Origin of the sequence: Lelliottia sp. 7254-16, assembly GCF_002922995.1 — a bacterium.
GTDB lineage: Bacteria > Pseudomonadota > Gammaproteobacteria > Enterobacterales > Enterobacteriaceae > Enterobacter > Enterobacter jeotgali.
In genome coordinates, this window is the sequence record NZ_PQVS01000015.1 from 87,170 (window position 1) to 112,852 (window position 25,683).

General features: G+C 56.4%; 19 protein-coding genes. 9 read left to right on the forward strand and 10 right to left on the reverse strand.

Features of this window, described 5'->3' with window-relative positions; translation table 11 throughout:
* The first annotated feature begins 24 nt into the window (after positions 1–24).
* The 6 genes from C3708_RS18200 (at position 25) to C3708_RS18225 (ending at position 6,631) form a co-directional block, all read left to right on the forward strand.
* On the forward strand, positions 25–495 hold the full coding sequence (locus tag C3708_RS18200; protein WP_103949871.1) for a MarR family winged helix-turn-helix transcriptional regulator: 471 nt from the start codon (positions 25–27) through the stop codon (positions 493–495).
* The gene (locus C3708_RS18205) at positions 492–1,559 is read left to right on the forward strand and encodes an HlyD family secretion protein (protein WP_103949870.1); all 1,068 of its coding nucleotides are present in this window, start codon (positions 492–494) and stop codon (positions 1,557–1,559) included. Before C3708_RS18200 ends, C3708_RS18205 begins: the two co-directional genes overlap by 4 nt.
* The gene (locus C3708_RS18210) at positions 1,549–2,616 is read left to right on the forward strand and encodes a DUF2955 domain-containing protein (RefSeq protein WP_103949869.1); all 1,068 of its coding nucleotides are present in this window, start codon (positions 1,549–1,551) and stop codon (positions 2,614–2,616) included. Before C3708_RS18205 ends, C3708_RS18210 begins: the two co-directional genes overlap by 11 nt.
* A gap of 69 nt (positions 2,617–2,685) precedes the next feature.
* The gene (locus C3708_RS18215; protein ID WP_103949868.1) at positions 2,686–4,359 is read left to right on the forward strand and encodes a hypothetical protein; all 1,674 of its coding nucleotides are present in this window, start codon (positions 2,686–2,688) and stop codon (positions 4,357–4,359) included.
* A gap of 227 nt (positions 4,360–4,586) precedes the next feature.
* Positions 4,587–5,561 (forward strand): hypothetical protein, encoded by a 975-nt coding sequence (locus tag C3708_RS18220; RefSeq protein WP_103949867.1) that lies wholly within the window; start codon positions 4,587–4,589, stop codon positions 5,559–5,561.
* Entirely contained in the window at positions 5,558–6,631 is a 1,074-nt protein-coding gene (locus tag C3708_RS18225; RefSeq protein WP_103949866.1) for a glycoside hydrolase family 105 protein, read from the forward strand. The genes C3708_RS18220 and C3708_RS18225 overlap by 4 nt, the downstream gene beginning before the upstream one ends.
* A gap of 100 nt (positions 6,632–6,731) precedes the next feature.
* Here the strand turns inward: C3708_RS18225 and C3708_RS18230 are convergent, their stop codons facing one another.
* The 4 genes from C3708_RS18230 to xapA are packed head-to-tail and all read right to left on the reverse strand — an operon-like array spanning position 6,732 to position 11,085.
* Positions 6,732–8,000: a DUF445 domain-containing protein gene (locus C3708_RS18230; protein WP_103947170.1), complete on the reverse strand. Its 1,269-nt coding sequence runs from the start codon at positions 7,998–8,000 to the stop codon at positions 6,732–6,734.
* 47 nt (positions 8,001–8,047) lie between these two features.
* Positions 8,048–8,983: a LysR family transcriptional regulator gene (locus C3708_RS18235; protein ID WP_233210432.1), complete on the reverse strand. Its 936-nt coding sequence runs from the start codon at positions 8,981–8,983 to the stop codon at positions 8,048–8,050.
* Between the two features lie 20 nt (positions 8,984–9,003).
* Complete coding sequence (gene tsgA / locus C3708_RS18240) at positions 9,004–10,206, reverse strand: MFS transporter TsgA (RefSeq protein WP_103949865.1); 1,203 nt, start codon at positions 10,204–10,206, stop codon at positions 9,004–9,006.
* Between the two features lie 45 nt (positions 10,207–10,251).
* Positions 10,252–11,085, reverse strand: a complete 834-nt coding sequence (gene xapA / locus C3708_RS18245) for a xanthosine phosphorylase (RefSeq protein ID WP_095280637.1) — start codon at positions 11,083–11,085, stop codon at positions 10,252–10,254.
* Between the two features lie 400 nt (positions 11,086–11,485).
* On the opposite strand from xapA, the gene C3708_RS18250 reads away from it, so the two are divergent.
* Entirely contained in the window at positions 11,486–12,856 is a 1,371-nt protein-coding gene (locus C3708_RS18250; RefSeq protein WP_103949864.1) for an NAD-dependent succinate-semialdehyde dehydrogenase, read from the forward strand.
* 216 nt (positions 12,857–13,072) lie between these two features.
* Positions 13,073–15,613, forward strand: coding sequence for a penicillin G acylase (locus C3708_RS18255; RefSeq protein ID WP_103949863.1), 2,541 nt, complete (start codon positions 13,073–13,075; stop codon positions 15,611–15,613).
* Positions 15,614–15,739: 126 nt separating this feature from the next.
* Here the strand turns inward: C3708_RS18255 and C3708_RS18260 are convergent, their stop codons facing one another.
* The 5 genes from C3708_RS18260 to C3708_RS18280 all read right to left on the reverse strand — a co-directional run bounded on the left by C3708_RS18260 (position 15,740) and on the right by C3708_RS18280 (position 21,163).
* Positions 15,740–16,285 (reverse strand): YfaZ family outer membrane protein, encoded by a 546-nt coding sequence (locus tag C3708_RS18260; protein ID WP_103949862.1) that lies wholly within the window; start codon positions 16,283–16,285, stop codon positions 15,740–15,742.
* A 344-nt stretch (positions 16,286–16,629) separates the two neighbouring features.
* Complete coding sequence (yjiA, locus tag C3708_RS18265; RefSeq protein ID WP_103949861.1) at positions 16,630–17,583, reverse strand: GTPase; 954 nt, start codon at positions 17,581–17,583, stop codon at positions 16,630–16,632.
* 10 nt (positions 17,584–17,593) lie between these two features.
* Positions 17,594–17,797, reverse strand: a complete 204-nt coding sequence (locus C3708_RS18270; protein ID WP_103949860.1) for a YbdD/YjiX family protein — start codon at positions 17,795–17,797, stop codon at positions 17,594–17,596.
* Between the two features lie 96 nt (positions 17,798–17,893).
* The gene (locus tag C3708_RS18275; protein ID WP_095280643.1) at positions 17,894–20,047 is read right to left on the reverse strand and encodes a carbon starvation CstA family protein; all 2,154 of its coding nucleotides are present in this window, start codon (positions 20,045–20,047) and stop codon (positions 17,894–17,896) included.
* A 213-nt stretch (positions 20,048–20,260) separates the two neighbouring features.
* Positions 20,261–21,163, reverse strand: coding sequence for a YafY family protein (locus tag C3708_RS18280; RefSeq protein WP_095280644.1), 903 nt, complete (start codon positions 21,161–21,163; stop codon positions 20,261–20,263).
* Between the two features lie 239 nt (positions 21,164–21,402).
* Here C3708_RS18280 and tsr point away from each other — a divergent pair, with 239 nt between their 5' ends.
* Positions 21,403–23,073 (forward strand): methyl-accepting chemotaxis protein, encoded by a 1,671-nt coding sequence (gene tsr, locus C3708_RS18285; RefSeq protein ID WP_103947159.1) that lies wholly within the window; start codon positions 21,403–21,405, stop codon positions 23,071–23,073.
* A gap of 151 nt (positions 23,074–23,224) precedes the next feature.
* Here the strand turns inward: tsr and opgB are convergent, their stop codons facing one another.
* Entirely contained in the window at positions 23,225–25,516 is a 2,292-nt protein-coding gene (gene opgB, locus C3708_RS18290) for a phosphatidylglycerol--membrane-oligosaccharide glycerophosphotransferase (RefSeq protein ID WP_103949859.1), read from the reverse strand.
* Positions 25,517–25,683 lie beyond the last annotated feature (167 nt).

Genomic DNA, 25,683 nt, shown 5'->3' on the forward strand with positions numbered 1-25,683 from the left:
TTGTGTGTGATGAGAGGATTTCCCATGAGCGAAGAAGATCTGTTTTGCCGCAGGCCGATGGGGATGCGGATGGCAATGATCGTGCGTCAATGGCGCGCGGTGATTGATGATGCCATTCTCGACACCGGCCTGACCCAGTCGAGCTGGACGGTGATGATGCAGCTCAAATCGCTGGGCGATAACGTCTCGGTTAGCGAACTGGCGGAAGTGCAGGGAATCGAACTGCCGCCGCTGATGCGCACTCTGGCTCAGCTCGAAAAGCAGGGCTTTCTGCTGCGCGCGGTATCGCCGTATGACAAGCGCATTCGCCTGCTCACGCTCACGCCTGAAGGCAACGCTGTCCTGGAAACACTCACCCGCGTGATTGAGAATTTTCAGGAACGCGTGTCGCACAATATCGCGCCGGAACATCTGGAGATTTTCAGCGCAACATTAAATCAAATCGCCTGCAATTTGCGGTCAATCCGCGAAGAAGACAACAAGACCCAAAAATAATGACTCCTGAACAAAAGTTTGCCCGCTGGGTAAGGGTGAGTATTGCCTCTTTCCTGCTGATGTTTGTCTATTTTATCGTCGCGGATATCTGGATACCCCTGACGCCGGACTCCACCGTGATGCGCGTGGTGACGCCGGTCTCGGCGCGTGTCTCCGGTAATGTCGCGGCGGTGTACGTCCACAACAACAGCCAGGTAAAGAAGGGCGATGTGCTGTTTGAACTCGACCCGACGCCGTTTCGCAATAAAGTCGACGCTGCCCAGATCGCGCTGGAACAGGCCCGGCTCTCTAACCAACAACTGGACGCACAGATCGTTGCCGCACAGGCCAATTTGAAAACCGCGCAGCTGACGGCCCGTAACGATAAAGTCACCTTTGACCGTTATCAGCGCCTGAGCACCCTGCAAAACGTCTCGCAGGCGGATCTGGATAAAGTGCGCACCACCTGGCAGAGCAGCGAGCAGTCGGTGGCGAACCTGAACGCCAGCATCCATAACCTGCGCATTCAGCGCGGCGAGCGGGATGAACATCGCAACGTGACGCTGCAAAAATATCGCAATGCACTGGAAGAGGCGGAGCTGAATCTGAGCTGGACGAAGGTCTACGCCCTGGCCGACGGCACCGTGAGTAACGTTCAGCTCAGCCCCGGTTTTTACGCCTCGTCCGGTTCTGCCGCGCTGGCGCTGGTGAATAACCAGACCGATATCGTCGCCGATTTTCGTGAGAAAAGCCTGCGCCATACCCATCAGGGCACCGATGCTGCGGTGGTGTTTGACGCCTTCCCGGGCCGCGTCTTCCGCGCTCATGTGACCAGCAGCGATGCGGGTATTTTGGCCGGGCAGGAAGCGGTAAACGGCGAGCTCTCTGCGCCAGAAACGTCAAACCGCTGGGTGCGTGACGCACAGCGCATGCGCATTCACATCGCGCTGGACGAAGATCTGCCGAAACATTTACCGACCGGCGCACGCGCCACGGTGCAGCTGTACAACAGCGAAGGGCCGTTCGCGCGCTTCTTCTCCGGGCTGCAAATCCATCTCGTGAGCCTGCTGCATTATGTCTATTAATACGCTCGCGCGGGTGTTTACCCCGCACGGCAACATCGTCTACACGGCCAACGATTTTCGCCAGACCCTGCGCATCGTCTTTGCCGGGATGATTGCCCTGAGTATTTCAACGTTTTACAACACCAGCTACGGTGTGTTTTACGTGGTCTATCCGATCATGCTCCTGTCGCTGGTGCCGGTCTTTAACCGCCATGTGGCGAAACAGTTTGTGTTCAGTGCGTCGCTCAACTGCATCGAAATGGTGATTATCATCGGCTATCTCTCGCAATGGCCGCTGATCATGACGCTGGTGGTATTCGCCCTCTACGTGATGCGTTTTCGTTTTATGAGCCAGGGGCCGCTGTTCCTGTTTGGTTCGATGGGCGTGGTATGCCAGAGCGTGATGCTCAACTTTATGAGCTACCCGACGACCAACTGGCACACGCTGCTGTTCTCGAACGTCGAGGCCAGCATCATGGCGGTCTGTTTAAGCGCGCTGATGAACTACCTGCTGCCGGACGTCGAACCGCGCAAGCCGCCGCCGCTGATCGAGAAAAATGCCGCCCGCGTGCGCCACGAATCCTTACTTTCCGGCACCGTGGCGACAATGATTTTTGTCGTCTTCCAGATAAGCGATCTCAGCGATTCCCTCTCGGCGCTGATGGCGGGCGTGCTGATCCTGTTCCCGATGCACTATCGCGGCGCGGTGATGAGTTCCCTGTGGCGCGTGGTCGGAGTGGTCCTCGGCTGCCTGTATATTCTGGTGATGCAGCTGGTACTCTACGATCACAGCAGCCACATGATTCTGATGATGCCGCTCATTGGTCTTGGGCTGGCGTTCGGTGCGCGTCTGCACGTGATGGAAAAGGTCGGTGCGGGCGTGGGTTTTGCCAGCATCACCACTATCGGCATCATGTTTGGCCAGAACATGCACCCCGACGGCGACCTGGTGTTCAGTGACCTGTATCGCATCGTTTCCGTGACGGTGGCGCTCGTTGCTACGCTGACGCTGGTGTTCCTGGTGCATCTGTTCCTGAACCTTTTTGAACCTACCCGCTACGTCATTCGCGAACCGTGACACACCCTTTTTCTGCGTTCTGTGCTATCACTGTCGGCCAGTCAATGGAGCGATAAAAGGAGCAGAGAGATGTGGGAGACGAGGGCGCTGGAGCTGAATAATCAGGCGTACTGGAACTGGGAGAAAGCCTGCGAGCTGGTGGATTACGCCGTCGCGCATGATTTTAATACTCTGATTGTCGGGCAGGTGGATCTGTTCGACATGCTGGTTTCGCCAAAGGGTTATACGCCGCATCAGTACAACGATCGTCTCTCCAGCCAGCAGCGCGCCCGCTGCGTCTATCTCAATCGCCTCGGTAAACTGTGCCAGCAAAAAGGGCTGCGTTTTTATCTCCAGGCCAAAGAATTCAACTTCCCGACGGACCTGCTGCTGGCGCATCCGCATCTGTTTGAACCGGGCCACGGCGTGCGCTTTGATGTCGATTTCTGGTGCGCGTATTTGAGCGAGAAAGTGTCGTTAATCTGCCAGCGCATTCCGGCGCTGAGCGGCCTGCTTATCGCGATTTCCAATACCGACGGGCTGCTGCCCATCTCGCGCCCGAACTGGGAGCTGCAGGCGGACGACAACGCCCGGATCCCTGAGCGCGACGAGCGCAGTTTTGCCCTCTACAGCCGCTGCTTTAACACCCTTTCCCGCGCGATGCAGAAAGAGAACAAACATCTGGTCCTGCGTGTGTTTCCGGCGGGCAATCACGATCTTGGTAACGTTCTGGAGGCTATCCGTCCGCTGCCCGAAAGCGTCAGCGTCTCTATCAAAATGACGCCCGAGCGCTTCTGGCCGTCGTTCCCTAACAACCCGGCGCTGCTGGCGGTGCGCGAGCGTGAAGTATGGGCAGATATCGATCTGGTGGGCGAAGAGGTGGGCTGGGGCATTTTCCCGTTCCCGCGTATCGACGAGCTGCAGGGCCGCCTGCTGTGGTGTCGCAGCAATCCGGCGATCCGCGGCGCGGTGTGCAAAACCAGCTGGGAAGGGGTCGATAACCACTGGATTATGGGCACCCTGAGCGAGTGCAACCTGGTGGCGTGCAGCCGGATGCTTGCCAACGATGGCGCGCATCTGTCGCGCGATCAGCTCCTGACCTACTGGCTCGACGAAAGCTACGGCTGGCGGCCTGAACCGCCGGTGTTCGACGAATTTACCGCCCTGCTGGAGCAGGCCGGGCAGGTGTTGTACAGCGCGATTTACGTCCGCGACCACGTGTTTCATCGCCACAGCCAGGTGCCGGAAAGCTACGGCCAGGCGGTGTGGAGCCTCTACGGGCAGCTCAACCGCAACCACTGGCTGCCGGGTTCGGAGCGTGATATCTCCTTTAACGCCAGCGACGTGGAAACCTCCGCCGCCTGCCTGTCGCGCATCGCCAAAGAGAAAGACGACGCCCGCGACGCCTCTGTGAACTTGCGTGAACAGGCGCTGCGTTTTGCTGAAACCGCCGCGTTCCCGTATGCGCTGAAAAAACGCTGGCTGGAGGAGTGGCAAGGTTTTGCGCTCTACTGCCATCTGTTCCTGCACGCGCAAAAAGCCTTCTTCACCCTGCGCTTTGCCCGAGAGGTGGAAAACAGCTGGAGCATGCGTGAGATCTGCCAGATTAATATTCAGGAGCTGTATCGCAGCGCGTCCGAGATGGAAGACTATTGCACAAAACACGCCGATGCCTCGCCGGGATTGCACGTCCTGTTTGATGCCTCGCGCGTGCGGGCGCTGGCGGACAGTTTGGGGGATGAGCTGAAAACGCTGAAAGGGTGACGCAGGTCACGCCTTCAGGCGCTGTCGGGGCGTATTCCTGTGATCGTCATCACCTTCTGTTTCTCGCTTAGGAGAAAGGCGTGATCGTCATCACGTCGCTCTTCTCCCTCTGGTCCGCTTTGTGAGGGGCCAGGCATATCGCGCAAATCCGCCCGATCCGTTCCTCGTTGAAATCCCTGCTCCCCCCGAAAATATTCGCCACGAATACAGAAGAAATGAGGGGCGATATGTTACGACCATTAACGCAGGGCGAGGCGCTGGGGCGTTTTCAGGTTTCAGCGGCCAAAGCGGAGCGTTTTGCGGAGTTCTACACCGGCGAAGGGGCCGACCCCGCGAGCCACGACTCTTTTTGCCGCCAGGTTTTTCGCCGCAGCCACGCTGAGCGAGCGGTCGATCCGGCGCAGGCGCTACCCTGCGAGGAAGTCGCGGTTGCCGATGAAAATGGCTGGCTCGATTTTTCCGGTAATCGCTCGTTGCCGTTTCACGTTCAGCGCTGGCTGTCGGTCGATCTGATTGCGCCACATGACGGCGAATACGCGTTTCGTCTGGGCACCTGCGGCGGCGTACGGGTGTGGTCTTCCGCCAGACTAATGGCCTGCTTTACGCCGTTTACCCGCAACGTGATGCAGTTTCAGGACGTCAGGCTCAGCCTGTGTCAGGGGAAAAACCGCGTCCTGATCCACCTTGACGAGCTGTTTGAGCGCGACACGTTATGCGGCCTGAAAATGGTGTACCTCGACGAGACGCCACTGGGGACGGTTGCCTGTGAAGGGCTTCAACAGCAACGCATCCCCGTGCCGTCAGCGTCCGATCCCGAACATCTGCTGATGTTAATGGCGCAGAAGGAGTATGGCCCGGAGGCGGATGCGCTGCTCGCGCATCTGCTCAAACGGGTGAGTGCGCGCGAAGAGGGGTCGGTCTATTGCCTGCTCGCGCTACTGCAACTTTGGCAGGACTATCGCAATACGTACTTCCCGCCACCGCTGTGGCGCAGGGTTAAATCGTCCATTCTGGGGTATCGCTACGGGCACGATGAACGCGGCTGCGACGTGATGGATTTCTCCAATCACGCCAGCGCCTTTCGTTGCGCTCAATCTCTTGCGGGACAACTGTTCCCCGACGAGCTGTTTATCGCCTCTTCACGCGTCGGACATCAACAAAAAGCGCTGGCGGAAGGACGAATGAAAGGAGCCAAATCATGAACCAGGCCGAAAGGATGGCAACGCTGAACCGCGTGGTGCAGGGTTTTTGCCGCTTAAAAAATCTCGATGAAGTGGGCGTGGAAGAGGGTTTTGCGATCCACTTCGAAGAGTGGGAATGGGAGATTGGCGTCGGGCTGTACGGCTTCTGGCGCTATGCCGCGCATCAGCAAGATACGGCGCTGCAACAGTCGATCCTCGCATGGTACGAACAGCAGATCGCTAAAGGCCTGCCGGAGATGCAGATCAACACCACCGCGCCGATGATCGTGCTGGCGCTGGTTGCCGGGGAGCATCAGCGTGAAGATCTGTTGGCGACGGTGAACGACTGGGCTGATGCACTGCTGCGCGATCTGCCGAAAACCGAAGAGGGCGGATTCCAGCACGTGGTGAAGGAGCAGCCCAACACCGGTCAGCTGTGGGACGATACGCTGTTTATGACCTGCCTGTTCCTCGGCGTGGCGGGCATCGTGCTCAAGCGCCGCGATCTGATCGACGAAGCGAGTTATCAGTTTCTCCTGCACACGCGTTATCTCAGCGATCCGGTCAGCGGGCTGTGGTATCACGGCTGGACGTTCGTCGATAAACACCATTTTGCCGGGGCGTTTTGGGCACGCGGCAACGCGTGGATCACCGTCGCCATTCCGGAATTTATTGAGCTGATGGGAGAACATCTCGACACCGGCGTGCGCCGGTATTTGTCACAGGTGGTGGCGCGTCAGGTGAGAACGTTATGTGAATTGCAGGCCGACAACGGTATGTGGCATACGGTGCTCGACGATCCGCTCTCGCCGCAGGAGTCGTCCGCTACGGCGGGGATCGCTTACGGCATGCTGCGCGGCGTGCGGATGGGGATTCTCGATGATTCCGTAGTCAATCACGCCATGCGGGCATTTGACGCGGTGATGGCACGGATTGACGAGGGCGGCATTGTGCTTGAAGCTTCGCGCGGCACCATGCTGGGCTGGGACATTCAGTATTACTGTGATATCGCGATGGCCCCGGTGCCTTACGCCCAGGCGCTGACGATGTTGTTGTTGCTGGAGGTCGAACAGGGGAGCTGGCAGGCGTAATCGCCCGGCGGCGCTGCGCTTGCACGGGCCTACCAAAACCGTAGGCCAGATGAGTTTTGTAGGCCGGGTAAGGCGCAGCCGCCACCCGGCAAAAAAGCGACTACGGCAGCAGCACAGGTATCTGCGACAGCAAAAACAAAATCAACCCAATCGTCCCGCCGACCAGCGTGCCATTGACGCGGATAAACTGCAGGTCTTTGCCGATATTCAGCTCGATCTGGTGCGACATATCTTTCGCATCCCAGCCTTTCACCGTGTCACTAATGTGGCGCGTGAGGAACGCCGCGAAGTCTGGCGCGACGCGATGCGCTGCCTGCTCCAGATGCTCGTTCAATGAGGCGCGCAGACTGGCGTCGGCCACCAGCGTTTCACCAAACCACTGCCCGGCTCTGGCGATGCGCTGCTTCACCCGCGAGTCATCGCTCTGCATATCCGCTTTCAGCCACGCGCGCAGGTCGGCCCACATCTCACCGAGATAACGGTTAAACGCCTCGTCGTTCTTCAGGTAGTGTTTGATGTTCTCGGCTTTCGCCGCCATTTCCGGATCGTTCTTCAGGTTGTCGATAAGTTTTAGCGTGGCGCGATCGAACGCCTGGCGGATCTGGTGTGTGCGGTCGTGGCTGATATCGTCGAGGATCGCATTCACCGCATCAGACACCAGTTCAGCGCTTTGATCGCCCAGCCATTCGGTGGGCAACACCATCGCCTTGCGGGGATGCTCGGTCTTAAGCCAGTGGACGATCTGCGTGGCGATCAATTCCCGCGTGCTGTCGCGCTGAATCAGATCGATCAGGCGGCGAATCACCGCGTCGAGCAGCACCTGATGGCGATTATTTTTGGTCATACTCTCCAGCATCGCGGCGCTGGTTTCGGTGAAATCGACCTTATCAATGGCCTTATGCACCGCGCGTTTCAGTAAGCGCTGAATGCGTCCGTCGTCCGTCAGTTCCAGGAACCCACTCATCACCTGAATCAGATGCTGCCCGACGCGCTGAGCGTTATCCGGCTGGCTAAACCAGGTGCCAATCATCTGTGCCGGTTCGTAGCGGCGAATCAGCGCCACTAACGACTGGGTATCAAGAAATTTCTCCTGCACGAACAGGCCGAGATTATCGGCGATCCGGTCTTTGTTGCGCGGAATGATCGCCGTATGGCGCGAGATAAAGGGAATAGGCACCCGACGGAACAGGGCGACGACGGCGAACCAGTCCGCCAGCGCGCCGACCATCGCCGCCTCGGCAATGGCCTTCACACCGCGCACCCAGAAGGTTTGCGGCAGGAACAGAGTGGTCGCGAAAATTGCTGCGGCAATCAGCAGCAGCGACAGCGCCAGAAGCTTGGCGCGTTTGAGTTCAGCTAATTTTTCCATAGGGTTAAGGATAGAGCGGAACGCGGGAGGAGTGCAAAAAAGAGCGATCAGTCGCGCAGGGCGTGCAGAAAACGGGTGAACAGATCCGGGAGCGGTTCGTCGTACCACAGCGCGTAGAGATCGGCGGGGATGGTTTCGGCAAGTTTCAGGAACACCACGCCCGGCCAGTGAATTAACGCGCAGGATTCGGGCAACAGCGACACGCCATTGCCGGTACTGACCAGCGCCAGCGCGGTTTGTGGCTCGAACACCTGATGCGTGACCAGCGGAGAAATGCCCAGCGAAAGGCAATTGTCGTAAACCTGACGGGCAAAATCGCTGTGAGTAAAGGAGAGTGAGATAAAAGCACGATCGGCCAGATCTTTGAGCGAAACGGAAGTACGCCGACAAAGCGGATCGCTCTCGTGCACCGCGACGCATACCGCTTCACGGGCGATCAGCTGGCAGCGAATTTTGGCTTCGACGTGCGGAATGACGTTGCGATTGATGGCGATATCGATAGTGCGGGCGCGCAGGGCTTCTGTTTGTTCCTGCTGTCCCAGCTCATGCAGCGTCCAGTTGACGTCCGGGTTTGCCTCGCGGAAGGCTTTCATGCGCGTCAGCAGCGGGCCCCACATCGCGCTGCCGATCACGCCGATATTGATGTGTTGTTTTTCGCTACGGCCAATCTGGCGCACGTAGTTCAGGGATTGTTCGGTGGCGCTGAGCAGTCTGTCGACCTCCGCCTTCAGCACTTTTCCGGCGTGAGTCAGGGCCACTTTTCGACTCGAACGTTCAAATAACGCAACGCCGAGGATCTCCTCCAGCTCTTTAATTTGCATGCTGAGCGGCGGCTGAGAGATGTTCAGGAGTAGGGCGGCGCGACCAAAATGCAGTTCATCGGCGAGGACTTGAAAATAGCGCAGCATCCGGAAGCGAACGCGGCTGTTGGCCTGTGGATCGAGCATACCGGGCACCGAGAAAAAGGAGGGTGGCGATATCATGCAACCCTCCTTCAAGCCTGTCAAACCGCGACCGCCTCGCCCTGATGCAGGCGTTCTGCTTTGCTGCAGGCAATGCCGGCGAGCAGGGTGACCATCAGCAGCGCGTAGGCGCAGGTGGAAGCATTGACCGCACCGTGCAGGCCGAAACGGCTGTTGACCAGTGAGGAGACGGTAGCGAACAGCAGCGTGCCGACGGTGCCACAGGTGAGCAGGGCGGAGATCAGCGTCGGCGAACTGCAGCTGACCTGCAGCGAGCCGTAGCTCATCAGGCCGGAGAACAGACCGGAGTTAAAGAAGCCGAACGCGCCGCAGGCAATCAGGATAACGGTAGTATTGGCGCTGTTGCTGATAAGCGCGATAGACACCAGCCCGACGGCGGTACAAATCAGCAGGAAGGTGCGCAATTTCATCCATTTAACGGTGAACTGATTGAGGAACAAACCCGTCGCTTTCGCCACCCAGTAAACGGTAGTAAACAGCGCGGCTTGTTCTGGCAGCATATGGAAACGCCACAGCAGATAGCCCGGTGTCCACATGGTGAAGATCGGCTCCGCCAGCAGGAACAGGAATAGCGCGCCGCACAGCAGCCACACGGAACGGCCCCACGGCTCGTTGCTGGTGGACGCTTCCTGATGCTCAGGTTCCGCCGCTACGGTTGACGGGTAACGGCTGCGCAGTGTCAGGATCAGCATCAGCACGCCCAGTCCGCCCATGATGCCGTACATGGCAATCCAGCTCGCGCCCTTTTTGAACAGCCACGCCAGCAGGAAGGAGAGCGTCGCGCCCGCCAGGCTGAAGAAGAAGTCGGTGAAAATCAGGCTCGACGAGCGGCTTTTTTCGTCCGGATTAATGCGCACCACCAGGTAGCTGCCGATGGTCATAAAAATCCCGCCGCAGGCGCCGATAATGGCGACCGCCACGCTGAACATGGTGAGCGTCGGGGTGGCGAACAGCAGGGCGCTGATGAGGATCGTCAGCGCGGCGGCAATCACCAGCGGCTTTTGCAGACCCCATTTTTTCATCAAAATGCCGCCGAGCATGATCGGCACGAACATCCCGATGTTCATCAGGGTAAACACCTGGCCGATAAAGCTCGGATCTTTATTGAACGCGGCGCACAGCGGGCCGAGAACAATCCCCAGCGTCGAGACCAGCGCACCGACAAAGTAATAGCTCAGATAGGAAATCGCATTCAGACTGCCGCGAGAGTAATTTTCTGACATCTGCATTTCTCCTGGCGGGCGCGTGGCCCGCCGCTGGACGGGAAGTTAGCGGCAGTTCTTCACGAACTGGCTGATCAGGCGCACGAAATCGTCGGTGACCATCGCCGCGCATTTCAGGGTTTGTTCGTGTGAGAGCTCCACATCGCTCAGGCCTTCCGCCATATTGGTGATGGCTGATACGGCGAGCACTTTCAGGCCGCAGTGGCGCGCGACGATCACTTCCGGCACCACGGACATGCCGACCACATCGCCGCCCATGTTCTGCATCATGCGGATTTCCGCTGCGGTTTCGAAGTTTGGCCCAGGGTAGGAAACGAACACGCCTTCGTGCAGCGTCAGGCCGAGATCGCCTGCCGTGTGGTGCAGTTTCTCGCGCAGATCTTTGTCGTAGGCATTTGCCAGGCTGAAGAAGCGCGGACCAAAACGATCGTCATTCGGCCCAACCAGCGGCGTGGACGGCATGGTGTTGATGTGATCGTTAAGCGCCACCAGGCTGCCTGCCGGGATGTTCGGATTAAGCGAACCGGCGGCGTTGGTGCAGAACATAAATTCGCAGCCGAGCAGCTTAAAGGTGCGTACCGCGTGGGTCATAATGCCCATCCCGACACCCTCGTAGAAATGCCCGCGCCCCTTCATGCAGATGAGATCCACGCCGTGCAGTGAGCCCATCACCACTTCACCCGCATGACCAATCACGGTACTGACCGGGAATCCCGGCAGTTTTTCGTAAGAGATGACGGTTTTGTTTTCGAGTTTATCCGCCAGCACACCGAGGCCGGAGCCGAGAATAAATGCGATGCGCGGGGTAAAGCCGGGCTTGGCCTGACGCAGGATTTCAACGGCTTCGTACGGGGTGTCGTTAATGATGGAATGAGACATGAGAACTCCTGAATGCTTTTTGGGTATACAGGCATTCTGTGGAGGGGATGATTGCAAATCCAATTGGATAAATGGGTGTATTGATAGCTTTTAGTGAATTGATTGGATGTGGGTGTATGGATATTCAAGGAGTTAGGAATAATGCCTGGTGGTTTGTGTCTGGAATGACATGAGGGAAGTGTGATGGGGTTTGAGTTTTGCAGCCTCGGCGTATTGCCGGGCGGCACTGCATTTGCCCGGCCTGCAAAGTCTTATCATTGCACGGTGCGCAGCGCCACCGGGGGATGTGCGGTTTTTGCAAAGTATGTCCTAAGATACTTCCGCATATACCCAACTTTACCCCCGTCCTCAGTCATCTTGACTACCCTTAATACCCTAAGCGGTAATTAAGGAGACCTATATGGCTTACCAGACAGTGAATCCTGCTAACAACAAACTCATCAAAGAGTACAAACCTCATACCGATGCGGACGTCGAGGCGGCGCTGAAAACGGCGGATGCGCTTTACCATTCCGAGTGGGCGAAAGGGGCTATCGAACAGCGTCTGCCGGTGCTGCACAAGCTGGCGGATCTGATCGACAGCCGAAGCGAAGAGCTGGCGAAAATCGCCAGTCAGGAGATGGGGAAACTCATCGAGCAAAGCCGCGGGGAGGTGAAGCTCTGCGCGCAAATCGCCCGCTATTACGCGGATAACGCGAAGCAATTTCTTGCGCCCGTGAAGTACAAATCGGAACTCGGTGACGCCTGGGTGGAGCACCATCCGATTGGTGTGGTGATGGCCGTTGAACCGTGGAATTTCCCGTTCTATCAGCTGATGCGCGTCCTGGCGCCGAACCTGGCGGCGGGGAATCCGGTGGTGGCGAAGCACGCCAGCATCGTGCCGCACTGCGCGGAGGCGTTCGCCCATCTGGTACGAGAAGCCGGTGCGCCGGACGGGGCCTGGACCAATCTGTTTATCTCTTCGGATCAGGTCGCGAAGATCATTGCCGATCCGCGTGTGCAGGGAGCAGCCCTGACCGGGTCTGAAAAGGCCGGGAGCGTGGTGGCGGCGCAGGCGGCGAAGCACATTAAAAAATCGACTCTCGAACTGGGTGGTAACGACGTGTTTATCGTCCTCGACGATGCGGATCTTAAAAAGGCAGTGAAGATCGGTGTTAACGCCCGACTCAACAACGCCGGGCAGGTGTGTACCGCCGCGAAGCGATTTATCGTCCATGAGAAAGTCGCGGACCAGTTCCTGACCGCGTTTACCGAGGCGTTCCGCGAGGTGAAGATCGGCGATCCGTTGGATGAGAAAACCACGCTGGGGCCGCTGTCATCGAAGGATGCGCTTGAGACGCTAACCAAACAGGTGAACGAGGCGGTGAAAAACGGGGCGAAAGTGCATTTCGGCGGTAAGCCGGTTGAGCGCGAAGGTAACTTCTTCGAGCCGACGATCCTGACCCATATCTCACGCGAAAATCCGGCCTATTTCGAAGAATTCTTCGGGCCGGTGGCGCAGTTCTATGTGGTGAAAAGCGACGACGAAGCGGTGAGCCTGGCGAATGACTCGAACTACGGCCTCGGCGGGGCGGTATTCAGCCAGGATATTGATCGTGCGAAGAAAATGGCGTCACGTATCGAAACCGGGATGGTCTATATCAACTGGCTGACCGATACCGCGGCAGAACTGCCGTTCGGTGGCGTGAAGCGTTCCGGCTATGGTCGCGAGCTGTCGGATCTCGGCATTAAAGAATTTGTGAACCAGAAGCTGGTGGTGGTTCGCCGGTAAGCGGTTTAACAGCAGTCAACAGGGTGGCTTCCGAGCCGCCTTTTTTTTGCAATCGACAAAGTGTTGTGATTCGCCTGGTGTCACATAACAGATATATTCGTATCATGAATTAGTTATCAGACTCACAGTTCGCAGTGAAACAAACTGGCTGTTCTGGATAAGATTTAGCCTCTTGCTAGTATCAAATCGAAAATCATACACCTGCAAGAGGATACAATGAAAAATACAAATCGTATGATCGTGAACTGTGTTGTGGCTTCCCTGACGCTGAGCTGGAGCATCGCTGCTCTGGCAAATACCGCCCCGACAGAGGTCAAGATCGTTCGCGATAACTACGGCATGCCGCATATTTACGCCGACGATACGTACCGTCTTTTTTACGGCTACGGCTATGTGGTGGCGCAGGATCGTTTGTTTCAGATGGAGATGGCGCGGCGCAGTACCCAGGGTACGGTGTCCGAAGTGCTGGGAAAATCCTTTGTGAGTTTTGATAAAGATATCCGCCAGAACTATTGGCCGGAGTCGATTCATGCCCAAATCGCGGCGCTGCCCGCAGATGATAAAGCGATCCTGCAGGGCTACGCCGACGGGATGAATGCCTGGATCGATAAAGTGAACGCCGACCCCGGTAAGCTAATGCCCGCGCAGTTTGCCGAGTTTGGTTTTAAGCCCGGGCACTGGCAGCCCTTTGATGTGGCAATGGTTTTTGTTGGCACTATGGCGAACCGTTTTTCCGACAGCACCAGCGAAATCGACAACCTGGCGCTACTGACGGCGCTGAAAGATAAATACGGCGCGCAAAAAGGGATGGGGGTATTTAACCAGCTGAAATGGCTGGTGAATCCGGCAGCACCGACGACAATCTCCGCGCATGAGAGTCATTATCCGCTGACCTTTGATCTCAAAAACACCCAAACCGCCGCGCTGCTCCCACGCTACGATCTCCCCGCACCGATGCTCGACCGCCCGGCCAAAGGCAATGACGGCGCGCTGCTGGCCCTCACCGCCGGGCAAAATCGGGAAGCGATCGCTGAACAGTTTGCCCGCAGCGGTGCCAACGGTCTGGCCGGGTACCCGACGACCAGCAACATGTGGGTGATTGGCAAGAAAAAGGCGCAGGACGCGAAAGCCATCATGGTCAACGGCCCGCAGTTTGGCTGGTATGCCCCGGCGTATACCTACGGCATCGGGCTGCACGGCGCGGGCTATGACGTCACCGGCAACACGCCATTCGCCTATCCGGGCCTGGTGTTTGGCCACAACGGACATATCTCGTGGGGCGCGACGGCGGGGTTCGGCGACGATGTGGATATCTTTGCAGAACAAATCTCGGATAAAAAACCCGGCGAATATCTGCATAACGGCCAGTGGGTCAAAATGCTCAGTCGCGAAGAGACGATCGCCGTGAAAGACGGTCAGCCGGAGACGTTTACCGTCTGGCGAACTGTGCACGGGAACGTGATCAAAACCGATCCGACGACCCACACCGCCTATGCCAAAGCGCGCGCCTGGGATGGAAAGGAAGTCGCGTCTCTGCTGGCGTGGACGCATCAGATGAAAGCCAAAGACTGGCCGACGTGGACGGATCAGGCAGAAAAGCAGGCGCTGACAATCAACTGGTATTACGCGGATGTCGACGGCAACATCGGCTACGTTCACGGGGGTGCGTATCCGAAACGCCAGCCGGGGCACGACCCGCGTCTGCCGGTGCCGGGCACCGGAAAGTGGGACTGGCAGGGGCTGCTGTCGTTTGATCTGAATCCGAAAGTCTATAACCCGCAGTCGGGCTATATCGCCAACTGGAACAACTCGCCGCAGAAAGATTATCCTGCGTCGGACCTGTTCGCCTTCTTATGGGGCGGGGCGGATCGCGTCACGGAGATCACGCAGCTTATTGATAAACAGCCGACGCTGACCCACGAGCAGGCCTGGGAATTGATCCAAAAAACCAGCCGTCAGGATCTGAATTTGCGTCTGTTCCTGCCGACCCTGCAAAAAGCGACGGCGAGCTTGTCAGAGAACGATCCTCGGCAGCAACTGGTGAAAACACTGGCGAGCTGGGACGGCCAAAACGTGATGAGTGACGACGGGAAAACCTATCAGCAACCGGGTTCCGCCATTCTGAACGCCTGGCTGACCAGTATGTTGAAACGCACGGTGGTCGCTGTCGTTCCGGCACCGTTTAACACCTGGTACAGCGCCAGCGGGTATGAAACGACGCAGGACGGGCCGACCGGCTCGCTGAATATCAGCGTCGGGGCCAAGATTCTGTTCGAAGCGCTGGAGGGGGAAAAATCGGCGATCCCGCAGGAAGTCGATCTGTTTGCCGGACAGTCGCCGCAGGCGGTGGTGCTGGATGCGTTGCAGGACGCCTGGCAGACGCTCTCGACGCGCTACGGCGCGGATATCAATGCCTGGAATACACCTGCGATGGCGCTGACGTTCCGCGCAAATAACTTCTTCGGTGTCCCGCAGGCGGCAGCCAAAGAGGCGCGGCATCAGGCCGAGTATCAGAACCGCGGTACGGAAAATGACATGATCGTCTTCTCGCCGACATCCGGTAAAAGCCCGGTGCTGGCCTGGGATGTGGTAGCACCCGGTCAAAGCGGGTTTGTGGCACCGGACGGAACGCCGGATAAGCACTATGACGATCAGCTGAAAATGTACGAAACCTTTGGCCGCAAGCCGCTGTGGTTAACGCCGCAGGAGGTGAGTGCGAATCAGGAATCGCAGGAGATTTTGCAGGTTCGGCGCTAAGTAGAGACGAAGTGCCGCCTGAGAAAATCGCCTGGCGGCACTTCGTTTGCACTGGCCTACAAAACCATTGAGATATCTGGATATTGTAGGCCGGGTAAGCGTAGCGCCACCCGGCAATAGATAACCTTAGAAGCTCACGCCGCCGCCCACGTAGGCGCCGTCAATCAGGGTGTGGTTTGGACGACCGTCTTTGCCGTCAACGCTCACGTGGCGGTAGCCGACTTTCAGCGTCACCGGTTTGACTGGAGTCCAGCTTACGCCGCCGTTGGCTTCAACGTAGTTTTTCACGCTGTTGTTCAGGCCGTTAGGTGCGACGTAACCTTCACCGAACACATTAATGCTGTCGGTCAGGGCAACGCTTACACCACCGCCGACCGGGAATGCGACGCCGTTATCGCCTTTTTTCGGCCCGAGGTAGATAGCTTTCGCACCGGCATTCAGCATTGCTGGGCCCACTTCCAGGTTATAACCTGCGCCAACACCACCGGTCTGGGTGCCGTCGTCGGTATTTTTAAGCCAGTTGCTTTCGGCATAAACACCGGAGGTGGATTTACCCATTTCGATATTTAAATTGGTGAAGTTCTTACCCTGCTCAATAGAAGCGCCCATTGCCAGTGCGGAGCCAGAAGTCACGGTCAGAACAGAAAGCAGAATGAAGTTAATCTTTTTCATGGTGTATTTCCTCGTCATCAAATTAATCTGAGGACACCTTAACAAGCGATGTTTACGACTGCAAATGTGACGTAACTCGAAGTTTTACACTGGTTTTGTTATGAATCGATGATTTTGACGTTAAGGGAAAGTTGATTTGTCACGGCGTCAATGCGTATTTTTTTCGTGTTTAGACTTCGTTCAATTTCGTCGCTAAACAAAGGTTGAATATGGCGGAAATAATGATGAGAAATGAATTAATGAGGATTTTCATTATTTCAAATAAGTTCTGAAAATAACGAAACATTACATTTCTCGAATTGAAATTACTGAACCGCCCCGTGTAAAAGGGCGGTTTTGGATCATTAGGCCTTGAGTGCGGCAAACGCTGCGCGGATTTCCTCTTCCGGAAGTTGTATTCCGATAAATACCATCGTGCTGTGCGGCGTTTCATCACCCCACGGTCGGTCCCAGTCGGCGCTGTACAGGCGCTGCACGCCCTGGAACAGCAGGCGGTTCGGTTCACCGTCGATCCACAGCATCCCTTTGTAGCGCAGCAGTTTGTCGGCGAACGACAGCAGCAGGTTTTCCATCACGCGGGAGACGTCGCTGATGTCCACAGGGTAATCCAGCTCGACCACGATCGAGGTAACGTCGTTTTGCTTATCGCCGATGAAGTGGAAGCGCGGCGTTGCGGTGATGTTCTCTTCGAGCATAAAGCCGTTGGTGTTGAACAGCTGCGCGAGATCGATATCGCCGTGAACCACCGTATACATAGGCGCGCGGGCGTTGATGCGCGTCAGGCGTTCACGCAGTTTTTCGCTCTCGCCCGCAACGTCGGTTTTGGTCAGCAGAATGCGATCCGCGTAGCCAATCTGCGACTGGGCGATGGTGAACTGGTTCATCTGTTCGTCGGCGTGGACCGCATCGACCAGGGCAATCACGCCGTCCAGCAGGTAGCGCTGGCAGAGAATGTCATGGGAGAAAAAGGTCTGAATAATCGGGCCGGGATCGGCCATGCCGGTGCATTCGATCACCAGACGGTCAAATTCGATGTCGCCGCGATCGCGGCTGTCGAGCAGATCCAGCAGGGCATCTTCCAGCTCGCTGGAGCGGGTACAACAGATGCAGCCGTTGGTCAGGGTTTTGATCTGGGTGGCGCGATCGCCAATCAACTGATCGTCGACGGAAACTTCACCGAATTCGTTTTCAATGACGGCGATTTTGAAACCGTGCTGTTCGTTGAGGATGTGGCGCAGCAGGGTGGTTTTGCCTGCACCGAGAAAGCCGGTTAACAGGGTGACTGCAATAGGGGTCATGTTCTCTCCTTTAGCAACAGCGTACGCCGTTTTTGCCATCGCCGCCGTAGCGCGCTTGCTGGCGCTCGCGGAAGAATTCTTTGTAGGTCATGTACGGTTTATCCGGATGGTTGGTCTGCATATGTTCAACGTAGTTGTTATAGTCCGGAATACCAATCAGCATTTTCGCCGCCTGACCGAGGTATTTTTTTGCTTCGCCTAAGTTACCAAACATTGTGCCATCCAGACAGAAAAAGCCCGGTGGCGCTACGCTTACCGGGCCTACAGGTTCTGTGTAGGGCGGGTTAGCGCAGCGCCACCCGCCAGGGTTTTAGTGATGTGAAGAGGTCTTCACGCCGCCTTCCGGGACCGGAACGTACGGGGTTTCTTTATCGGTACGGCCTTCGGCGTTACGCACATTCATCCAGGTTTTGATGCCGTAGAAGATGATGCTGTACACCACGACCAGGAACAGAATACTCAAACCGGCGTTGGTGTAGTTGTTCACCACGATATGGTTCATGTTGGCAATCTGCTGCGCGGTCAGGTCGCCGCCGCCCGCGGCGATTTTCGCCTTGTACTGGTTAGCCATAAACAGGAAGCCTTCCAGCTGCGGGTTGGTGCTGAACAGTTTCAGGCCCAGCGCCCAGGTGGTGCACAACAGCAGCCACAGCGCAGGAACTACCGTCACCCAGATGTACTTGGTGCGTTTCATTTTCACCAGTACCACGGTACCCAGAACCAGCGCCACGGCTGCCAGCATCTGGTTAGAGATACCGAACAGCGGCCACAGGCTCTTCACGCCGCCGAGTGGGTCAACGACGCCCTGATACAGCAGGTAGCCCCACAGACCGACACAGCCTGCGGTGCCCAGCACGCCTGCCACCAGAGAGTCGGTTTTCTTCAGGAACGGCACGAAGTTACCGAGCAAATCTTGCAGCATGAAACGGCCCGCACGGGTACCGGCGTCCAGCGCGGTAAGGATGAACAGGGCTTCGAACAGAATACCGAAGTGGTACCAGAAGCCCATGTCCGCCCACGGCAGCACTTTGTGGAACACGTGTGCGATACCGACCGCCAGGGTTGGTGCGCCACCCGCACGGTTCAGAATCGACGGCTCGCCGATGTCTTTCGCGGTCTGCATGATCTGCTCAGGCGAAATCACAAAGCCCCAGGAGCTGACGGTTGCCGCCGCATGAGCGCTGGCATCTTTCAGCTGGGCCATGATCAGCGCCGCGTTGTCGCCACCCATCTCATGCAGGTTTGGCATGGTGATGCCAAGGCCCGCTGGCGGGGTGTTCATCGCGAAGTACAGACCCGGTTCGATGATGGATGCTGCCACCAGCGCCATGATGGCGACGAAGGATTCCATCAGCATCGCGCCGTAACCGATAAAGCGGGCGTCGGTTTCGTTCGCCATCAGCTTCGGCGTGGTGCCGGAAGCGATCAGGGCGTGGAAGCCAGAGACGGCGCCACAGGCGATGGTGATAAACAGGAACGGGAACAGCGCGCCTTTCCACAGTGGACCGGTACCGTCAATGTACTGGGTCACGGCAGGCATTTTCAGTTCCGGGTTGATGATCACGATACCGATCGCCAGACCGACGATCACACCGATTTTCAGGAACGTCGCCAGATAGTCACGCGGGGCCAGAATCAGCCATACCGGCAGCAGCGCGGAGATAAACGCATAGCCAATCAACGCGAAGGTAATGGTGGTGTCTTTGAAGGTCAGCGCCGGGCCCCAGTACGGGTCGTGCGCAATGATGCCGCCGAAGTAAATGGAAGCGACCAATAGCACGATACCAATCACCGATACTTCACCGACGCGGCCCGGACGGATAAAGCGCATGTAGATACCCATGAACAGCGCAATCGGTACGGTCGAGCAGACGGTGAACACACCCCACGGGCTTTCGGCCAGAGCTTTCACCACGATCAGCGCCAGCACGGCAAGGATGATTATCATGATCAGGAAGCAGCCGAACAGGGCAATAGTACCCGGCACGCGGCCCATCTCTTCTTTGATCATTTCACCCAGAGAGGCACCGTTACGGCGGGTCGAGATGAACAGAACCATGAAGTCCTGCACCGCACCCGCCAGCACCACGCCTGCGAGCAGCCACAGGGTACCAGGCAGATAACCCATCTGCGCGGCAAGCACCGGGCCGACCAGCGGACCAGCACCGGCAATCGCGGCAAAGTGGTGACCAAACAGTACGTAGCGGTTGGTGGGCACGTAGTTCAGGCCGTCATTGTTAATGACCGCCGGAGTGGAACGCGTCGGGTCGAGTTTCATGACCTTCTGCGCGATGTAAAGACTGTAGTAGCGATACGCTACCAGATAGACGGAAACCGACGCGACCACGATCCACAGGGCGCTAACGTGTTCGCCCCGGCGTAATGCGACAACCGCCAGACAGAAAGCGCCGAGGATCCCGAGGAGCGCCCAGGGCACGTGCTTAAGTAGTTTTTTCGTATCCATAGTTAGACCTGGTTTTTTTAACTGGAAAAAGGGGCCTGAATTCGTTTTGAGGAGGTATTGATTAATGCTGAGGCGATCTTGCCAGATCGTCGCGCGTGTAAAGGACGGTAAATGAATGAGCGGTTGTTTGTGATGGTTAAGCGGTCAAAGAGTGGGGCGAGTGGTTCAGGCTCGCCGCCAGTGGCGTGGTTTATGTGATTGAGATCACATTGATTATTCGAGCACGTCTGCTGTTGCTGTTGCCATGTAGCCTTCGAGCGTTTCAAAGAGTTTGTCACGTAGCCACGCAGGCTCCAGCACCTGAATGTTCGGCAGCCAGTAGAAGATCAGCGGCAGAATTTGATTCTCATGTGACGCCTGGCAGCGGATCGTCACGCCGTCGTCGTTTTCCGTGACCAGTTCCTGCTCCGGCAGCAGGTCGCGGCGAGTGAAGTAATGAGAGATTATTTTATTGGTGAATATTTTCACTTCGAAAGTATCTTCGCTGACCCACGGATCAAGATTCTTCTCAAGTAATTCTGCGGTATCGGCATCCGGCGCAAATGTCTCTTTTTGAATATCGAGCCAACTTATCTGGCTCAATGAAAAGGATTTGAGCCTGTCATTTTCCGTAGCTTGTAAATACCATATATTTTTTTTGTTAATTAATTTGTACGGCTTAACAAGTCGTGTTTTGCCTTTATAAACTAACTGGCAAACGTGACGTTCTTTTATCGATTTTTCGATAGCCGACAGATGGCGACGAATATCATTTTGGACGGTGTGTTCGGCGTCATTGCTAAGAATCAGAATATGATTCTCTTCAACACGCGCCTCAAGGCTCTGCCAGAATGCGGTGCCTCTGTCCGGGAAATAATTGTCGGCATTCAGCAGGTTAGCTACCGCGTTATGCAGGCCCTGTCCGCTCGCATTTTGGGCCGCGTGAATCAGGCGATACTGGCCGTTCCCCGTATGCTGAACAATAGGTGAAAGGGCATTTAGGTCGCGATATACTGTGCGTTCGGTAATTTTAAATTTATTCATTAAGTCGCTGCGGTTAACCACACCGTTTAAATGCAGCTCCATCAGAATATCGACGAGTCGTTCAGCCGAGCGGCTGCGGGCTGGAGATGTCATATTATATTCCCGTTAATGGCGGTGAAAATCCCTGAATGATATGAATGCCACTGACAGAATATGTCAGTGCGACAGAGATAAAATTTATCTTATGGATATATAACGGCGCGATTTAGGATAAACATTAATAGTTTTTTTGTGAAATCGTCCGTAAATGTTCAAATCATCAACACGATTTTCGTAAAGTTTTCCCTATCCAGGCCGAAAATTCTGTTATCTGTCTGATGGAAAGAGAAAACATGTTAAATCGTATCAAGATTGTCACCAGCTTGTTGCTGGTTTTGGCTATTTTTGGCCTGTTACAGCTGACATCCGGTGGTCTTTTCTTTAATGCCCTGAAGCATGACAAAGAAAACTTCACCGTCCTGCAAACTATTCGCCAGCAACAATCCACGCTTAACGGCAGCTGGGTCGCATTGCTGCAAACCCGTAATACCCTTAACCGCGCGGGTATTCGCTACATGATGGATCAGAGCAACATCGGCAGCGGCGCGACCGTTGCGGATCTGATGCAGATTGCGTCCGCTTCCCTGAAGCAGGCGGAAAAAAACTGGGCTGACTACGAAGCACTGCCGCGCGATGCGCGCCAGAGTGACGCTGCCGCGATGGAAATTAAGCGTAACTACGATATCTATCACGGTGCGCTGGCCGAGCTGATCCAATTGCTGGGCGCAGGTAAGATCAACGACTTCTTCGATCAGCCGACCCAGAGCTATCAGGATGGTTTTGAGAAACAGTACGTGAACTATCTGCAGCAGAACGATCATCTGTATCAGACTGCCGTGGATGACAGCAACAGCTCTTACACTCAGGCGATCTGGGTGCTGATCAGCGTGCTGATCGCAGTGCTGGTGGTGATCGTCGGCGTTTGGCTGGGTATTAAACAGTCGCTGATTTCTCCTCTGAATCGTCTGATCGACAGCATTCGTCATATCGCCAGCGGCGATCTGGTGAAGCGTATCGACGTTGAAGGCACCAACGAAATGGGACAGCTGGCCGATACCCTGCGTCATATGCAGAGCGAGCTGGTCAATACCGTGGGTGACGTGCGTAACGGCGCGAATGCGATTTACAGCGGCGCGAGCGAAATCTCTGTTGGCAACAACGACCTTTCTTCCCGTACCGAGCAGCAGGCTGCATCGCTGGAAGAGACGGCTGCCAGCATGGAACAGCTGACCGCGACCGTGAAGCAGAACGCCGAAAACGCCCGTCAGGCGAGCAATCTGGCGCTGAGCGCGTCCGAGACCGCGCAGAAAGGCGGAAAAGTGGTGGATAACGTGGTGCAAACCATGCGTGACATCGCCGGCAGTTCGCAGAAAATCGCTGACATCATCAGCGTGATCGACGGTATTGCTTTCCAGACCAACATCCTGGCGCTGAATGCCGCTGTAGAAGCGGCGCGTGCGGGCGAGCAGGGCCGTGGTTTTGCGGTGGTGGCAGGTGAAGTCCGTAACCTGGCACAGCGTAGCGCTCAGGCGGCACGCGAAATTAAGAGCCTGATTGAAGACTCTGTTGGCCGCGTTGAGCTGGGTTCAACCCTGGTCGAAAGCGCCGGTGAAACGATGGGTGAAATCGTGAATGCGGTAACGCGCGTGACCGATATTATGGGCGAAATCGCGTCTGCGTCTGACGAGCAGAGCCGTGGTATCGACCAGGTCGGTCTGGCAGTCGCTGAGATGGATCGCGTGACGCAGCAGAACGCCTCGCTGGTGGAAGAGTCCGCTGCGGCAGCCGCCGCACTGGAAGAGCAGGCGAGCCGTCTGACGCAGGCCGTGGCCGTGTTCCGCATTCAGCAGGAGCAGCAGAAATCACGCGACAACGGTGGTCTGAAAACACCGGTGATGGCGGTGAAGGGGCGTAAAGCCGCTGCCGCAACAACCGCGTCCAGTGAAAACTGGGAAACCTTCTGATGTAAAAAAAGCGCCCTGTTCAGGAAGGGCGCTTTTGATGTCTACTTTGTTGCCGGGTGGCGGCTTTGCCTTACCCGGCCTACGGTTTTGTAGGCCCGGTAAGCGCAGCGCCACCGGGCATTTTAGGCCGTACGGTCGTCGGCCAACAAGTTTATGCGCCGGTCTGCACCACCTTCATTTCAACCATCCCAATCCCCAGTTTGCGCGGTGAATGCCCAAGGATATTGCCTTCGTTCGTCGATTGCGGGTCCGGCGGAACAATCACCACCGTATTGCTGCGCGACGGGTTCTCGAAATGCAGCGTCGTTGTGGTGACATCGTTGCCGAGGGTGATGGTCTGCTCTTTGTCGCCGATGCGCACCGGGATCGGATTGTTGGCGTTCGGGCCGAAGGCTTTGGCGGTGATCACCAGATCGAATTTCTCCGGCAGTGGCTGGGCGTATTCGATTTTCACTTCGTTGCCGAGCTGTGCGTTGGACCAACGCCCCCAGGATTCTGGACGTGAAATACCGCTAAACTGCTTCACCTCTTCCGGCGCGCCCGCCACGTTGAACACGAAACTGTCCGCCTTGTAGCGAATATCGTTATCCACCACTTTGAGCATATCCACGTTGCGCTGATAGCGGTCGGTATTGATCACCGTGTCCTTGAACGCGGTTTTGCTTTTCCACTGATCTTTATCGACGCGCTGCACGCTTTGCTCGCCGCCAAGCTGACCCTGTGAGACGCACCAGTCCGTCGAGAGCGACAGCGGCTGCGACCACAGCTGGCCCATCTTGTAGCAGCGATCGATCCAGACGAAGTTGTCGCGTGGGGCAAAGTCGGCCAGCTGGAAGCGCAACGGCGCGGAGTATTCACTCTCTGGCAATGGTTCGACGCGGTTATCCGAGACGCGCAGGAGCAGCGGCAGGCGGAAATGGCTACCCGAGAAGGCAATCATGTTTTTTTGCTGGTCGATGGTGAAATCCTTCATCTCTTTCGGGAAGTTCCACAGTCGGATCACGTCCGGTTTCCACGCCAGAATCTTCTCTTTCATGTTGAGAAACACTTCGGAGAGCGACTGGCCGGAGAGCGTGCTGCGCCCCAGCCCGATAAAATTGTCCCCGCCCAGAATATCCAGCACCGTCGCGCCGTTATCCATCGTGTTACGTTTGGTGGCGATGACCTCCTGCTGAGGCTGGTCGCCGCGCATCACGAAGAACAGGTTGCTGCGATCCTGTTTGTTCAGCTCGTCCCAGGCGGTGTTTTTCATTGCCAGATGGTCGGAAGAGACGACAATCACCGTGTTTTTGAAATACGGCGAGGCTTTGATTTTATTGATAAATGCGGCGATGTGTTCCTGACTACAGGTCACGGCGCTGAACGACTGGTTGGTTTTGCCGTTGATCTCGTACTTTTTGCGCTCGCAGGTGCGCGAGATAAAACCGTCCGGGTGGTGCGTATCGACGGTGAGCGCAAACAGCGAGAAACGCTTGCCAGATTTGGACAGCTCCTCGAATTTCTTCCAGGTTTCATCCAACACCGTGTCGTCGTAGAAGCCCCAGTCGTTGCGATACGACGGATCGGCGACGGTGGTTTTTAGCTCTTCTGCGCCGTAGAGATGATCGAAGCCGTGGGATTTCAGGAACACGTCTTTCCCGGCAAAACGCAGGTTAGCCCCCTGCATAAAGTAGTTTTCGTAGCCGGAGTTTTTCAGGATGTCGCCGAGGCAGATATTTTGCGGGAAGAAACTCGACATCGACGCCGAAGCATTGCCTTCGAACGGTGCAAACAGCGGAATGCCGCACTGGGAGGCGACCATCCCGGCGATGGTGTAATCGGTGCCGGGCAGCTGTGAGGTGTGGCTAAAATCCAGACCTTCGTCTTTCAGCGGGCCGAGATCCGGCGTCAGATTCGGGAAGGCATCGTTATCGAAATAGGTGCGCTCCAGACTTTCGCCGTAGATATAAACCAGGTTCAGTTTCGGGTTAGCGATGGTTTTCGACGGTTCTTTATAATATGCCGTGAAATCCGGATCGCCGTCGCGGGACTGGGATTTCACCAGCTCGGTGATCTGATGGAACGCCGGGCTGGCATCTACCGAACCGAGCGCCAGCGCCAGGGCCAGCAAGCTGTAGCCCATATGATGCGGAAGATGACGACGACGGCGCAGCACCCAGCCGAGAGTGCCAAACACCGCGACCAGCGCCAGTACTAGACCGGTACCTGGAAGTATGTACTTACTAACACCAGCGCCCGTCAGGCTGTTGGTGAGCGTATAAAGCACGGCGTCATTGATGCCGTCACCGGTAAAGTAATCACTGGCGTACAGGGTAATGTTCAACACAATAAAAATGCCCAACACCAGCAAGGTGGCAATAAACCACCAGGTGTTGCGGCCCGCCTTCCAGGCATAAATGCCAATGGAAGCCAGGAACAGGGCAAGGGAAATAAACTCTGACAACAGCTTATCCTCAATAGCGCCAGTTACTTAGCTGGCAAACTGATTATTTTTTGGTTAATACAATTTAATGGCGAAGTCACATAGCTGCAATTCTAGTGTCACTAAAATGTGCTGTTGTTAGGATTTGGTTTAGAAAGTAGAAATTTTGATCGCCGTCGCATCGCGTT